This window comes from Agrobacterium albertimagni AOL15, assembly GCF_000300855.1.
In the GTDB taxonomy this organism is placed as follows: domain Bacteria; phylum Pseudomonadota; class Alphaproteobacteria; order Rhizobiales; family Rhizobiaceae; genus Allorhizobium; species Allorhizobium albertimagni.
Genome location: NZ_ALJF01000010.1, coordinates 85928 through 99491 on the forward strand (window position 1 = coordinate 85928; position 13564 = coordinate 99491).

13 protein-coding genes are annotated in these 13564 nt (G+C 62.2%); 7 read left to right on the plus strand and 6 right to left on the minus strand.

Features of this window, described 5'->3' with window-relative positions; all coding sequences use genetic code 11:
* Positions 1 to 87: 87 nt before the first annotated feature.
* The 3 genes from QWE_RS12195 to QWE_RS12205 all read right to left on the minus strand — a co-directional run bounded on the left by QWE_RS12195 (position 88) and on the right by QWE_RS12205 (position 2163).
* The gene (locus tag QWE_RS12195) at positions 88 to 693 is read right to left on the minus strand and encodes a HupE/UreJ family protein (protein WP_006726433.1); all 606 of its coding nucleotides are present in this window, start codon (positions 691 to 693) and stop codon (positions 88 to 90) included.
* Positions 694 to 788: 95 nt separating this feature from the next.
* On the minus strand, positions 789 to 1670 hold the full coding sequence (locus QWE_RS12200) for a LysR family transcriptional regulator (protein ID WP_006726434.1): 882 nt from the start codon (positions 1668 to 1670) through the stop codon (positions 789 to 791).
* Positions 1671 to 1701: 31 nt separating this feature from the next.
* Positions 1702 to 2163, minus strand: a complete 462-nt coding sequence (locus QWE_RS12205; RefSeq protein ID WP_006726435.1) for an Rrf2 family transcriptional regulator — start codon at positions 2161 to 2163, stop codon at positions 1702 to 1704.
* A gap of 139 nt (positions 2164 to 2302) precedes the next feature.
* On the opposite strand from QWE_RS12205, the gene QWE_RS12210 reads away from it, so the two are divergent.
* The 4 genes from QWE_RS12210 to QWE_RS12225 all read left to right on the plus strand — a co-directional run bounded on the left by QWE_RS12210 (position 2303) and on the right by QWE_RS12225 (position 7148).
* On the plus strand, positions 2303 to 3208 hold the full coding sequence (locus QWE_RS12210; protein ID WP_006726436.1) for an NAD(P)/FAD-dependent oxidoreductase: 906 nt from the start codon (positions 2303 to 2305) through the stop codon (positions 3206 to 3208).
* Positions 3209 to 3313: 105 nt separating this feature from the next.
* On the plus strand, positions 3314 to 4810 hold the full coding sequence (locus QWE_RS12215) for a CoA-acylating methylmalonate-semialdehyde dehydrogenase (protein WP_006726437.1): 1497 nt from the start codon (positions 3314 to 3316) through the stop codon (positions 4808 to 4810).
* 219 nt (positions 4811 to 5029) lie between these two features.
* Complete coding sequence (locus tag QWE_RS12220) at positions 5030 to 6100, plus strand: YjgN family protein (RefSeq protein WP_006726438.1); 1071 nt, start codon at positions 5030 to 5032, stop codon at positions 6098 to 6100.
* Positions 6090 to 7148 carry a M48 family metallopeptidase gene (locus tag QWE_RS12225; protein ID WP_006726439.1) on the plus strand — a complete coding sequence of 353 codons (1059 nt, stop codon included), beginning with the start codon at positions 6090 to 6092 and terminating at the stop codon, positions 7146 to 7148. The genes QWE_RS12220 and QWE_RS12225 overlap by 11 nt, the downstream gene beginning before the upstream one ends.
* Positions 7149 to 7245: 97 nt before the next feature.
* On the opposite strand, the gene QWE_RS12230 is transcribed toward QWE_RS12225, so the two are convergent.
* Positions 7246 to 8283 carry a Fe(3+) ABC transporter substrate-binding protein gene (locus tag QWE_RS12230; protein WP_006726440.1) on the minus strand — a complete coding sequence of 346 codons (1038 nt, stop codon included), beginning with the start codon at positions 8281 to 8283 and terminating at the stop codon, positions 7246 to 7248.
* 173 nt (positions 8284 to 8456) lie between these two features.
* Between QWE_RS12230 and rirA the strand changes: the two genes are divergently transcribed.
* The 3 genes from rirA (at position 8457) to QWE_RS12245 (ending at position 11370) form a co-directional block, all read left to right on the plus strand.
* Positions 8457 to 8945, plus strand: a complete 489-nt coding sequence (gene rirA / locus QWE_RS12235) for an iron-responsive transcriptional regulator RirA (RefSeq protein WP_006726441.1) — start codon at positions 8457 to 8459, stop codon at positions 8943 to 8945.
* Between the two features lie 182 nt (positions 8946 to 9127).
* Complete coding sequence (locus QWE_RS12240; protein ID WP_006726442.1) at positions 9128 to 10792, plus strand: GMC family oxidoreductase; 1665 nt, start codon at positions 9128 to 9130, stop codon at positions 10790 to 10792.
* A gap of 50 nt (positions 10793 to 10842) precedes the next feature.
* Positions 10843 to 11370 (plus strand): gluconokinase, encoded by a 528-nt coding sequence (locus tag QWE_RS12245; protein WP_006726443.1) that lies wholly within the window; start codon positions 10843 to 10845, stop codon positions 11368 to 11370.
* Positions 11371 to 11380: 10 nt separating this feature from the next.
* On the opposite strand, the gene aguB is transcribed toward QWE_RS12245, so the two are convergent.
* Together aguB and QWE_RS12255 are read right to left on the minus strand one after the other, a co-directional pair.
* Entirely contained in the window at positions 11381 to 12250 is an 870-nt protein-coding gene (gene aguB, locus QWE_RS12250) for an N-carbamoylputrescine amidase (protein WP_006726444.1), read from the minus strand.
* Between the two features lie 11 nt (positions 12251 to 12261).
* Positions 12262 to 13560 carry an NAD(P)/FAD-dependent oxidoreductase gene (locus QWE_RS12255; RefSeq protein WP_006726445.1) on the minus strand — a complete coding sequence of 433 codons (1299 nt, stop codon included), beginning with the start codon at positions 13558 to 13560 and terminating at the stop codon, positions 12262 to 12264.
* Positions 13561 to 13564: the final 4 nt, after the last annotated feature.

Genomic DNA, 13564 nt, shown 5'->3' on the forward strand with positions numbered 1-13564 from the left:
CGTTTGTGCGGTTTGATCCCGGTTTGTCAACAGAAACCGTGCTATCGCGATGCAGCAAAACGCTTGGTCTGCAGGGCCAAAGGCGGTTCAGCCCGTCACGAGCCCGAACAGGAACCAGAAGCCCGCAAGCGCTATGCCTGCGCCGAGGCCCTGGACCAGCTTTCCACCGGCGATCGGCCTGAGGGCGGCCCCGATCGCGATGCCGACGACGTGGATGACACCGGTCGACACGACGAAGCCGACGGTGAAGGCCGCGGGATCGCTGGCGCGGGGTGCCAGAACGCCATGTGGATAGCCATGCATCAGCGCAAAGGCTGCAATCAGCGCCAGCGCCACCCATTCCGGCGCCCGCCAGGCGGCTGCGATCGCGCCGCCGAGCACGATGACCGACAAGGCGATCCCGTATTCGATCGGTTGGCCGGGCAAAATGCCGGTCATGCCGATCAGTCCGCCGATGCACATGATCATCGGGAATGTTGCCGGCAGCGTCCAGACCGATCGCCCGCCCATCTGCGCGCCCCAGAGCCCGACGGCCAGCATGGCAAGCAGATGGTCGAAACCGGCCAGCGGATGGCCGAAGCCCGATCCAAAACCGCCGAGTGGTCCGTCCATCACATGGGCGCTCGCCGGCAGTGCCGAAAGGAGTGCAAACAGAAAGGCGGGAAGGCCGAGATGAAGCAAGGGCTGGCGCATGTCAGTATCCATGGGTGATCAGATCAGCGCAGTCTAGCTGCGTCGATCACAACGGAAAAGCGTCCTCAAAAACGCACTGTGGCTGAAGAGCCTTGTCAGCTGAAGATCGCGCGATCTTCGTCCACGGCATCCTGCAGGAATTGCACCACCGCCCGGACCCGAACGAGTTCGCGGGCGCTTTCGTGGAATGTCGTCCAGTAGGCCCGCCGGATGGTGATTTCGGGCAGGACACGAACGAGGTCGTCATGCTGCCGGGCGATATAGCTATGCAGGATGCCGATGCCCGCACCCGCCAGCACCGCCTCCGTCTGGCCGATCGCAGACGAGATCTCGAAGCCGGCATTCCAGTCGCGCATCACCTCGCCGGTGAAATTCAGAGACGGGGTGAAGATCAAATCCTCGACATAGCCGATGCGTCGATGGGCCTTGAGGTCTTCGGCAGATGCCGGCAGGCCGTTTGTTTCGGCATAACGCTTCGAGGCATAGAGGCCGAGCGTGTAATCCACGAGCTTGGACGAGATGAGGCGACCCTGATCCGGGCGCTCCAGGGTGACCGCGATATCGGCCTCGCGCTGTGACAGCGAAAAGGAGCGGGGCACAGGCACGAGCTGGATCTTCAGTTCCGGATGGCGCTCGATCAGCGTGCCGAGCCGGGAAGCAAGGAAGAAGACGCCGAAGCCATCGGGCGCGCCGATCCGCACGGTGCCGGCCACCTGGGTGTCCGTCCGCCCGAGCCGGGCCTGAACCTCCAGCATTTCGGTTTCCATTCGCTCGGCAGATCCGAGAAAGGCCTCGCCCTCGGCGGTCAGTTCGCAGCCATTCGTGCGGCGGATGAAGAGCCGCGTCTTGAGGGCGGTTTCCAACGACGTAAGCCGCCGCGAAAGCGTCGCATGGTTCAGGCCGAGCCGCCGCGACGCCGCCAGAATCTGGCCGGTTCTGGCGACGGCCAGAAAGATGCGAACGTCATCCCAGTTCATGCCCGGGCCTCCTCGGCTTGAGGTCGAGGCATCATGTTTCGAAACCTTGTGCGCCGCTGCTCAAGCCCAGCATCTCTAACCGCCGGTCGAAGTTATCAGCGATGTCCGAGAGTTTGAGCGTTGCAAACCGGGAAAGCAACAGCGCCTCGGCCTCCCGCCGTGCATCCTCAAGCGCTTCATTGACCGATATCTCGACGAGACAACCTGCGTGGTCCGACGCGCTGACAAGGCAGAAGAGTTCCGGTCGCTCGAGCGCTTCATACACGTCGAGCAGGCTGATCTCGTCCAAGCTCTTGGTGAGCGTCCACCCGCCGCCATGCCCCTTCTCGGACTGCACATAGCCGCGCTCGCGCAAGCCTGCCATGGTGCGGCGCACGACCACGGGATTGGTGTTCAGCATCTTGGCGATCAGCTCGGAGGTCGCAGGCTCGCTGCGCCGTCCAAGATGGATCAGCACATGCAGCATGCGGGACAGGCGGCTATCCCCGCGCATCGGGTTCTCCTTGGTTTGCTTTCATACACCGGTAGCCCATGCCAGCTCTCGCAACAAGTCGAGTTACATCACTTGACAGGGCTCCGTCATGTAACTTAATAAGATACATGACTTTGAAAGTTACATGATGGAATGCACGATGAAGTATGATGCAGTCGTTGTGGGTGGGAGTTTCGCGGGTCTCTCGGCCGCCATGCAGCTCACCCGGGCGCGCCGGCGCGTCTTGTTGGTCGATGCCGGCAAGCCGCGGAATCGCTTTGCCGAAGCCTCGCATGGCTTTTTGGGGCAGGATGGCGTCGCCCCCGCAGACATTCTTCAGCTCGGGCTCCAGCAGCTCGCGCGCTACCCGAACTTCACTCTTCTGGAAGGGGAGGCAGCCTTGGCCGAGCGATGCTTGGGCGGCTTCAGGCTTGCAATGGCTGACGGCGCAGTGATCGAGGCATCCGTCCTTGTCCTGGCCCTGGGCGTGACCGACACCTTGCCATCCATTCCCGGACTTGCCGAACGTTGGGGCCGCACGGTCCTGCATTGCCCCTATTGCCACGGCTACGAGATCGGTGGCGGTCCGATCGGCATCCTCGCCTCGTCGCCGCTTGCAGCCCATCAGGGAAGCATGCTGCCGGATTGGGGCCGGACGACCATGTTCGTTGAACCCGGAATTACCTTTGACGAGGAGCAGCACGCCATGCTGCTCGCCCGAGGCGTAGTGATGGAGACCGAGCGCGTGGTGGAACTGATCGGTGAAGGAGAGCAACTGGAGGCTGTTCGTCTTGCCGACGGCAGAGTGGTTGAAATCCATGCCCTGTTCGCTCAGTCGAAGGTTTCGATCTCGTCGCCTTTTGCGTCGCAACTCGGCCTGGAGCTCGAAGAAGGGCCGCAGGGTCTGCACATCAAGGTCCAGATGGGCGTGACCAGCCAGCCGGGTGTCTTCGCTGCCGGCGATGCGACCAGTCCAATGCACAATGCGACGCTCGCAAGCGCATCCGGCGTCATGGCCGGGATCGCCGCCCATCGCGCCCTGATCGAGGCCTCGCTCTGGCCATGAAAAGCTTAGTGACTTTAATTTTTGCACAACAGATGCGTAAATCATCGCGTTGATTTGTAGAAATCAAAGCGCATACTGCCTCCATAACAATTGAGGAGGACACCCATGTATCAGGTTGGTCATTTCATCGGCGGCAAGCATGTCGCCGGCACCTCGGGCCGCAAGCAGCCCATCTATAATCCGGCAACCGGCGAAGTGCAGGGCGAAGTGTCGCTCGCAAGCGCCGAGGAACTCAACGCTGCCGTCGAGAATGCCAAGGAAGCCCAGGCCAAGTGGGCCGCCACGAACCCGCAGCGCCGTGCCCGCGTCTTCATGAAGTTCGTTCAGCTCCTGAACGACAATATGGATTCACTCGCCGAGACTCTCTCGCGCGAACACGGCAAGACCATCGAAGACGCCAAGGGTGATATCGTCCGCGGTCTGGAAGTCTGCGAATTCGTCATCGGCATCCCGCATCTGTCGAAGAGCGAATTCACCGAAGGCGCTGGCCCGAACATCGACATGTACTCGATCCGCCAGGCTGTTGGCATCGGCGCCGGCATCACGCCGTTCAACTTCCCGGCCATGATCCCGATGTGGATGTTTGCGCCTGCTATCGCCTGCGGCAACGCCTTCATCCTGAAGCCTTCCGAGCGTGACCCGTCCGTTCCGATACGTCTGGCCGAACTGATGATCGAGGCAGGTCTCCCGGCCGGCATCCTCAACGTCGTCAACGGCGACAAGTCGGCCGTCGACGGCATCCTGACCCATCCGGATATCTCCGCCGTCTCCTTCGTCGGCTCGACCCCGATCGCCCGTTATGTCTATGGAACGGCGGCGATGAACGGCAAGCGTGCCCAGTGCTTCGGCGGCGCCAAGAACCACATGATCATCATGCCGGATGCCGACCTCGACCAGGCCGCCCAGGCGCTGATGGGCGCCGGCTACGGCTCGGCCGGCGAGCGCTGCATGGCGATCTCTGTCGCCGTTCCGGTTGGTGAAGAAACCGCCAACCGCCTGATCGAAAAGCTGACCCCGATGGTGGAAAGCCTGCGCATCGGCCCTTACACCGATGACAAGGCAGATCTCGGTCCCGTCGTCACCAAGGAAGCCCAGGCGCGCATCCGTGGTTTGATCGACAGCGGTGTCGAAGCCGGCGCCAAGCTCGTGGTCGATGGCCGCGATTTCAAGCTCCAGGGCTATGAGAACGGCTATTTCGTCGGTGGCTGCCTCTTCGATCACGTCACGCCCGACATGGACATCTACAAGACAGAAATTTTCGGCCCGGTCCTCTCGGTCGTGCGCGCCAAGACCTATGAAGAAGCCCTCGACCTGCCGATGAAGCATGAATACGGCAACGGTGTTGCGATCTACACCCGCGACGGCGACGCTGCCCGCGACTTCGCCAGCCGCATCAACATCGGCATGGTCGGCATCAATGTGCCGATCCCGGTTCCGCTCGCCTACCACTCCTTCGGTGGCTGGAAGTCGTCCTCCTTCGGCGACTTGAACCAGCACGGCACGGACTCGATCAAGTTCTGGACCCGCACCAAGACGGTGACCTCGCGCTGGCCGTCCGGCATCAAGGACGGCGCCGAATTCGTCATGCCGACGATGAAGTAAGCCTACCTGCTTTGGGTTATGTCAGCGCCACCCGTTCGAAAGAGGGGGTGGCGTTTGCATGCGGTGAGGCAGCGCAATCGACGCTCTGGGATCGGGATCTCCGAAGGCCACAGGAAGTGTCCTAGCGCACTTGAGTGCGTGTTCCTCTCATGATCAATGTTCAGGCGCGCGTCGCGGGGGATAGCGACGTGCAGGTTTTGATTTTATGAGGGACATTTCATGCAAGAGGCAGTTTTTGGCCGTGCGGTTAATTTGCGGCGCGGCGAATTTCGCGGCAGCGCCGGTGAGTATTTCGGGATCTGGATCGTCAACATCCTGCTGACCATCGTGACGCTCGGGATCTATTCGGCCTGGGCCAAGGTCCGGCGCAATCGCTATTTCTACGGCAATTCGTTCATCGACGGCCACTCCTTCGATTACCACGCCCGTGGTCTGCAGATCTTCATCGGCCGTGCCATCGTTTTCGGCTACATCATTGGCTACAACATTCTCCTCACCTTCAGCCCGATCGCGGGCGGTATCCTGGCGCTTCTGATGTTCGTGCTTCTGCCGTGGATCGCCATGCGCAGCCTGCGCTTCAATGCGCGCGTCACGAGCTATCGCAACATTCGCTTCGATTTCGTCGGCAAGACCTGGGGCGCTTTCGTCGCGATCATCTTCGGCGGGCTCATCGCCTTCTTCTCGCTCGGTATCCTGGCGCCCTTCGCCAGCCGCTGGCTCTATCGCTACATCTTCAACAACCTTCGCTACGGCGACCGGGCCTTCGAGACGGATCCGAAGATCGGTGCGCTCTACCGCGTCTGGCTGCCGGCCTTCCTGCTGATGCTGGTCGGTGCTGCGATCGGCGGCGGGATCGCCATTTTCGGCTATTACAGCGCCGTCGAAGGAGCAAGTGAGGCCTTCAACGATCTGGAAATGCAGATCATCATGGCCATCTACGGTGCCCTGATCCCGCTCTTGGTGCTCTGGGGGATCGCTGCGATCTTCTACCGCATCGGGGTTCGCAACGTGGTGATGAATGCTGCCCGCTTTGACGGACGTCACCATCTGTTTTCCGACCTCGGCCGTCTGCGCTATTTCTGGATCGTAGTTTCCAACCTCGTTGTCACGGTCCTCACGCTCAGCCTGATGCGGCCCTGGGCAGCGGTCCGCGAGCATCGCTATGTGATCGAGCATTCCGGCATCGTGGTCGATGGCGAACTCGGTGATGTGGTATCCTCGATGCAGGCGTCCGGCTCCGCCGTGACGGCAGAATATCTCGATCTCGAAGGGTTCGACTTTGGCTTCTGACGACAAGCGCATCGCCTCCGGTCGCTGGCATCCTCCCGGCTCAAGCCGGTCGGAGCCGGCGGTCCTCCTGGCGGAGGGCAAGACCCTCTTTGTCCGGCTCGACGCCGGAGGCGATCCGGTGTCGCTGGGAGACCTGGCGCGGACGGAAATATCCGCCCGCGTCGGTCGCGTTCCCCGCAGGATCACTTTCGCAGACGGCTCGCTCTTCGAGACCGATGACAACGATGCCATTGATCTCTGGCTGAGGAAGCATGGCAAGAAGGGGGGCGTTCATGAAATGGAGCGGTTTCACCCCCGTCTGGTCGCCTTCGTCATCGCCGTCGTCGTGCTTGCAGGCCTGATCTACCGCTATGCGGTCCCTGCCTTGGTCGAAGTCGCCGTTCTGGTCACGCCGCCGGCGGTCACCCAGTGGATGGCAAGCGGCACGCTACTGTCGCTCGACCAGGCGGTGTTCAGCGAAAGCCGACTGCCCGAAGCCCGGCAGACGGAGATCCTCGAGGCCTTCAATCAGGTAGCGTCGCTTTCCTCCCGGGGCACTGCCGGCTACAACCTGAATTTCCGTTACGGCGGCCCGATCGGCCCGAACGCGTTTGCCCTTCCCGACGGAACGCTCGTCATCACCGACGAACTGATCGAGCTGGCCGATGGCGACATGGACATGATCATCGGGGTTCTGGCCCACGAGATCGGCCATGTCGAGGAGGAGCACTCGCTCCGCCAGCTCTATCGCGCCGCCGGCATGGCGGGTCTCATCATGCTGATTGCTGGTGACATCGGTGCGGCCGGCGAGGACATACTGACGAACGGCGCCGCCCTGATGTCACTCTCCCATTCGCGCAATGCGGAAAACGAAGCCGACCGCATTTCGGTGGAGCTTATGGCCAAGGCCGGCCGCGATCCGCGCGCCATCGGCCGCTTCTTCGCGCGGCTGGAGGAAAAGCTCGGTCTCGATGGAGACTCCTCCTTCCTGTCCACCCACCCGGGCACCAGTGAGCGCCGCGAGGCGATCGACAATCACGCGAAAACTGTAGAGGCCGGCGGCTCCTGAGGCGGAGGCCAAGCGGCAGGCGGCTGATGATATATGCCGAAATGCAAGAAGGGGCGGTTCGAGACCGCCCCTTCTGTTTTGACCAGTCTGACGAAGCTTACTGCGTTGCGCCGTCGTTCAGACCGACCTTGTCGACCAGCTCGGAAGCGGTCTTGCGGTTTGCGGCGATATCGACGAGCGGCAGAGTGTCGGCCTTGAGGGGACCAAAGCCAGCAACGATCTCGGAGACCTTGGCATTGGGACCAACAGGATATTCGAAGACCTGCTCGGCATAGATGGTCTGCGCTTCGTCGGAAGCCAGGAATTCCATCAGCTTGACGGCGTTGTCCTTGTTCGGAGCGTTCTTGGCAAGTGCCATGCCGGAAATGTTGACATGCGTACCGCGGTCGGCAGCGTTCGGGAACAGAACCTTGACGGAAGCCGCCCAGTCCTTTTCTTCCGGCTCCTTCTCGTTGGTCTTCATCAGACCGAGATAGTAGGTGTTGGCAAGGCCCAGATCGCATTCGCCGGCATGGATCGCCTTGGCCTGGGCGCGGTCATTGCCGTCGGGCTTCTTGACCAGGTTCTGCTTCAGGCCAGCGAGCCACTTCTCGGTGTATTCGGCACCGTGATGGGCGACCATCGAGGCAAACAGGCCGATATTGTAGGAGTGCTGGCCGTCGCGCATGCAGATACGGCCCTTCCACTTAGGATCGGCAAGCTCTTCATAGGTGATGGCATCTTCGGAGACGCGATCCTTGGAAGCGTAGAGCACGCGGCCACGGGTCGTCAGGCCGAACCAGTTGCCATCCGTATCGCGATACTGCGCCGGGATCTGGTTGTTGATGTCGTCGTCGTTCAACGGCTGGGTCACGCCGCCATCCTTGGCTTCCGTGAGGCGAGCGATGTCGACGGTCAGGATGACGTCGGCCGGCGAGTTCGCGCCTTCGGCCGTGATGCGCTCGACAAGGCCTTTGTCCAGGAACAGCACGTTGGTCTTGATGCCCGTTTCCTTGGTAAAGGCGTCCATCAGCGGCTGGATCAGTTCCGGCTGACGATAGGAATAGATGTTGACTTCGCCGTCGGCCAGTGCCGAGCCGGCCGAAAGGGCCAGCACGGAAACTGCGCCGAGTGCGATGGTACGGATGGATGTCATGGTAGGCCTCCCTCTTCGCGGATTGTTGAGGGGCATATTCATGAAATAGGATAAGCTGTCAATTGCAGTCCAGTTTATTCACCAACACGTGAGTCGCAGAACTTGAGTATTTTGGAATTGTTCAAAACTGCAAAAGGCGCTATATAAGCCGCAAGAAAACAGAGGAATCGTGCATGCGTTTGACAAAACAGACAAATTACGCCGTGCGCATGCTGATGTATTGCGCAGCCAATAGCGACCAGCTGAGCCGGATCCCGGAGATCGCCAAGGCCTATGGCGTGTCGGAACTCTTCCTGTTCAAGATCCTGCAGCCGCTCAACAAGGCGGGTCTGGTGGAGACGGTCCGCGGTCGTAACGGTGGCGTGCGCCTTGGCCGCCCGGCCGAAAAGATCACGCTGTTCGATGTGGTGAAGGTGACGGAAGACAGCTTCGCCATGGCAGAATGCTTTGAGGATGACGGTGACGTCGAATGCCCGCTGATCGACAGCTGCGGCCTGAACTCGGCCCTGCGCAAGGCGCTGAACGCCTTCTTCGACGTGCTTTCCGAATACACGATCGACGACCTGGTGAAGGCGCGTCCGCAGATCAACTTCCTGCTCGGCATCGACGATCTGCAGCCGCGCCGTGTCGCCGGCGTACCGGCTGCCGCACCGGCCGCCTGAAGATCTTCAATTCTGCACTTGATCAAACCCGCCGGAAGGCGGGTTTTTTTGTTGCCGGTGGGGTCGCTGGCGCCGGTCTTGCTTCCTTTCGACACTCTGCTACGTTTACGTACACGGCAGTTTAAGTCTGCCTGATTGGTCTGGGGCGGGCGGGCCGCGGGGTGCAGGTCTCTGGGGGGAGCATGTACGATTATGTGATCATCGGCGGCGGATCGGCCGGCTCCGTCCTCGCGGCGCGGCTGAGCGAAGATCCTTCGGTCACCGTCTGCCTGCTGGAAGCCGGCGGTCGGGGTGATAGCGTTTTCGCCCGAGTGCCGATGGCGGCAGCCGCTGTCGTGCCGGGCCATGTGAAGAGCGGCAACTGGCGTTTTTCAACCGTGCCGCAGGCGGGCCTCAACGGTCGCCGCGGCTACCAGCCGCGTGGTCGCGGGCTCGGCGGCTCCAGCCTGATCAACGCCATGCTCTATGTCCGTGGCCATTCCAGCGATTACGACGAATGGGCCTCCCTCGGCTGTGACGGCTGGTCCTGGGCCGATGTTCTCCCCTGGTTCAAGAAGTCGGAAGACAACATTCGTGGCGCCGACGATCTGCATGGCCGAGGCGGCCCGCTGCAGGTCTGTGACCAGAATTGGACCCGCCCGATCAACAAGGCCTTCCTGAAGGCCTGCGAGCAGAAGGGGCATCGGCAAAACGACGATTTCAACGGCCCGACGCAGGAGGGGGCCGGCGTCTATCAGGGCACCCAGTTCTGGAACGGCCCGAAGCGCGGCGAACGCTGCTCGGCGGCGGCCGCCTATCTCCACGACGTGATGGCGCGGCGCAATCTGACTGTCATCACCAAAGCCCATGTGTCGCGCATCCTGGTCGAGCAGGGCAGGGCGGTCGGCGTCTCCTATCGCTTCGGCAAGGAAGAGCGGACCGTCCGTGCGGGACGCGAGGTGCTCCTGTCGGCAGGGGCGCTGCAGTCGCCACAGATCCTGATGTTGTCCGGGATCGGGCCGGCCGATCATCTGACCTCTCTCGGCATTCCCGTGGTGCTCGATCGGCCGCAGGTAGGCGCCGACCTCCAGGATCACCTCGACTACACTATGATCTTCCGCTCGCCGGACACCGACATGTTCGGCATGGGGGTTATGGCGACGCGCGATCTGATGCGGGCGGCCAATGAATGGCGCACGGAGCGCATGGGCCATCTGCGATCGACCTGCGCGGAATCGGGTGCTTTTCTGAAGACCGATCCGTCGCTCGATCGGCCTGACATCCAGCTACATTTCCTCGTCGCCATGGTCGACGACCACGTGCGCAAGATGCACTGGGGCCATGGCTATTCCTGCCATGTCTGCGTGCTGCGCCCGCATTCGCGTGGGGCCGTTCGGCTTGCAAGTTCCGATCCGTCCGCCGCGCCGCTCATCGATCCCGCTTTTCTCTCCGATCCGCGCGACCTGGAAACCCTGCGCAAGGGCGCCCGCATGATGGCCGAGATCATGGCTGCCCCCGCATTCGATCGCTATCGCGGACCGGAACTCTATCCGGCAGGCAACTCGGATGCGGAGCTGGACGCGGCCATCCGCGCCCGGGCCGATACGATTTATCACCCCGTCGGCACCTGCCGCATGGGCTCGGATGTCGATGCGGTGGTCGATCCCGATCTCAGGCTGAAGGGCATCGAGGGACTGCGCGTCGTCGATGCCTCGGTCATGCCGCGCCTGATCGGCGGCAATACCAATGCTCCTGTCATCATGATGGCGGAAAAGACTGCGGCATCCATCCGGTCCGAACTCCGGGCCACCAGGGAGCGACGCTCAGGCAATGAGGCCGCCAGCAAGAGCGGATTGCATTTCGCCTGAACCTTCCTATTGTCGCGACCCTTGGATGAGGGTTAGGCAAGAGGAAGAACATGCCGCAGGACAATAAGCTGACCGCCCCGCAGGCGGTGATCGTCATGGGCGTCAGCGGCTGCGGAAAGTCGTCGGTCGGCGAGGCGCTCGCGGCCCGTCTCGGGCTTCCCTTCATCGAGGGGGATGTGCTTCATCCCGAAAGCAATGTCGCGAAGATGGCCGCCGGTACGCCGCTGACCGATGAGGATCGCTGGCCCTGGTTGACGGTGATCGGCGAGCGCATGGCGGACGCTTTGGCACGCGGGGAGGGGATTATCGTTTCCTGCTCGGCGCTGAAGAAGATCTATCGCGAGCACTTGCGTGCCGCGACCGGCGGTCGTCTCTCGTTCGTCTATCTCGATGGTTCACGGGAACTGCTCGGCCGCCGCATGGGCGCGCGCACTGGCCATTTCATGCCGCTTGGGCTTCTCGACAGTCAGCTCGCCACACTCGAAGTGCCGACCGGCGAGTCCGGCGTTGTCACCGTTTCCATCGACCAGCCGGTCGAGGGCATCGTCGCCGACGCGCTCGAAGGTCTGAAAAGATAAAGCCTGAGCCTCAGCCCTCGTAGCCCAGGAGTGGACCGTAAAGCTCCGGCCGGCGGTCTCGGAACAGGCCCCAGCTGGCGCGTTGCCTTGCAATGCCGTCGAGATCAAACGTCGCGGTCAGCACCGTCTCCGTCTCCCGGTCGGCGGTCGCCACCATCGCGCCGGTCTGGTCGCAGATGAAGGACGAGCCGTAGAAGGTTAGCGACGTGCCCTTGCGACCGTCTTCCTTGCCGATGCGGTTGGAGGCGACGACCGGCATGATGTTCGCGGCCGCGTGGCCCTGCATTACCCTCTGCCAATGTCCCGCGCTGTCGAGGCTCGCATCCTGCGGCTCCGAGCCGATCGCGGTCGGGTAGAACAGAAGTTCGGCGCCCTGCAGCGCCATGGCGCGTGCGGCTTCCGGGAACCACTGGTCCCAGCAGATCCCGACGCCGATCGCCGCATGCCGCGTCTCCCAGACCTCGAAGCCGGTATCGCCCGGCGAGAAGTAGAACTTCTCGGTATAGCCGGGGCCATCGGGGATATGGCTCTTGCGATAGATGCCGAGCACGTCGCCGGTCGCATCGACGATCGCCACGCTGTTGAAGAAGGTCTGCCCCGCCTTTTCGAAGAAGCTGACGGGAATGACGACGTTGAGCTCTTCGGCGAGTGCTGAGAAATGCTCGATCAACGCATTGTCATGCGCAGGCTTGGCGAGATCGAAGAACTCCGCGATCTGGTCCTGGCAGAAATAGGGTGCCTCGAACAGCTCCTGGATTAGGACGATCTGCGCGCCTTTGGACGCAGCCTCGCGCACGAGTTTCTCAGCCCGGGCGATGTTGGCGGGGAGGTCCCATGTGCAGGCCATCTGGGTGGCGGCGACGGTGACGGTGCGGGTCATCTTTTCTCTCCTCAAACGCCAAGTTTGTCGCGCAGGCCGTAATACCACGCGCCCAGTGCGGTGAACGGCACGCGGAACATGCGCCCACCGGGGAAGGGATAGGCCTGCAGCGACGACCAGACGTCGAAGCGGCTCATCTGACCATGCACGGCCTCGCCGAGGATCTTGCCGAGCAGATGCGTGGTGGTCACGCCATGGCCGCTGTCGCCATGCGAGAAGTAGACGGTGTCGGACAGCTTGCCCATATGCGGGATGCGCGTCAGCGTCAGCGCGAAATTGCCGCTCCAGGCATAGTCGATCTTCACGTCCTTCAGCTGCGGGAAGGTCTTCAGCATGTTCGGGCGGATGACGCCCGTCAGGTTCTTCGGATCCTGGCCGCCATAGCCAATGCCGCCGCCATAGAGCAGGCGGTTGTCGGCGGTGCGGCGGTAGTAATCGAGCACGTAATTGGCATCCTCGACGCAGTAATTGGCCGGCAGCAGTTCCTCGATCAGCTTGGCGTCGAGCGGCTCCGTCGCCATCACCTGGCTGGAAACCGGCATCATCTTCTCGGTCACCTTCGGCGCGATGCCGGCCATATAGGCATTGCCGCAGACGAGGATGTGCTTGGCCCGGACGATCCCGCCTTCGGTGCACACGAAGGGCTGCGGGCCGGTGTCGAGATGCACGACCTTCGACTTTTCGAAGATCTTGGCGCCGAGGCTCTCGGCCGCTGCCGCCTCGCCGAGCACCAGATCGAGCGGATGGATGTGGCCGCCGTGACGGTCGATCATGCCGCCGACATAACGGTCGGTCTTGGCATATTTCGAAACTTCAGCCTTGGAGACCATCTCCAGCCCGTCATGGCCATGCTTCATCCAGTTTGCCCGGACGTCCGCCATCTCCTTGACCTGCTTGTCGGTGAAGGCTGCGAAGAAGCCGCCGTTAACGAGGTCGCATTCGATCCCGTATTTGGCCACGCGCTCGCGGATGATCCGGCCTCCTTCGAGCGACATCTCACCGAGCCGATCTGCCTTCTCCTGGCCGTAGCGCTTGGCAATGGTCTCGAGATCGCGGCTATAGCCGTTGACGATCTGGCCGCCATTGCGGCCCGAGGCGCCGAAGCCGATGCGATCGGCTTCGAGCACGATCACGGCATAGCCCTTTTCCGAAAGCTCGAGTGCCGCCGAAATGCCGGTAAAGCCGGCGCCTATGATGCAGATGTCGGCCGTGTGCTGGCCATCAAGCTTCGGGCGCACGCGCTTGTCGCGCGCAGAGGCTGCATAATAGGTGGCCGCATGGCCGGGATTGGGTCCGATCGACTTCGTCATGGCT

What these genes read in the sequence shown, in the direction of transcription:
- QWE_RS12195 (WP_006726433.1), bottom strand. Translation starts at nt 693, where the DNA reads ATGCGCCAGCCCTTGCTTCATCTCGGCCTTCCCGCCTTTCTGTTTGCA.
- QWE_RS12200 (WP_006726434.1), bottom strand. Translation starts at nt 1,670, where the DNA reads ATGAACTGGGATGACGTTCGCATCTTTCTGGCCGTCGCCAGAACCGGC.
- QWE_RS12205 (WP_006726435.1), bottom strand. Translation starts at nt 2,163, where the DNA reads ATGCGCGGGGATAGCCGCCTGTCCCGCATGCTGCATGTGCTGATCCAT.
- QWE_RS12210 (WP_006726436.1), top strand. Translation starts at nt 2,303, where the DNA reads ATGAAGTATGATGCAGTCGTTGTGGGTGGGAGTTTCGCGGGTCTCTCG.
- QWE_RS12215 (WP_006726437.1), top strand. Translation starts at nt 3,314, where the DNA reads ATGTATCAGGTTGGTCATTTCATCGGCGGCAAGCATGTCGCCGGCACC.
- QWE_RS12220 (WP_006726438.1), top strand. Translation starts at nt 5,030, where the DNA reads ATGCAAGAGGCAGTTTTTGGCCGTGCGGTTAATTTGCGGCGCGGCGAA.
- QWE_RS12230 (WP_006726440.1), bottom strand. Translation starts at nt 8,283, where the DNA reads ATGACATCCATCCGTACCATCGCACTCGGCGCAGTTTCCGTGCTGGCC.
- rirA (WP_006726441.1), top strand. Translation starts at nt 8,457, where the DNA reads ATGCGTTTGACAAAACAGACAAATTACGCCGTGCGCATGCTGATGTAT.
- QWE_RS12240 (WP_006726442.1), top strand. Translation starts at nt 9,128, where the DNA reads ATGTACGATTATGTGATCATCGGCGGCGGATCGGCCGGCTCCGTCCTC.
- QWE_RS12245 (WP_006726443.1), top strand. Translation starts at nt 10,843, where the DNA reads ATGCCGCAGGACAATAAGCTGACCGCCCCGCAGGCGGTGATCGTCATG.
- aguB (WP_006726444.1), bottom strand. Translation starts at nt 12,250, where the DNA reads ATGACCCGCACCGTCACCGTCGCCGCCACCCAGATGGCCTGCACATGG.
- QWE_RS12255 (WP_006726445.1), bottom strand. Translation starts at nt 13,560, where the DNA reads ATGACGAAGTCGATCGGACCCAATCCCGGCCATGCGGCCACCTATTAT.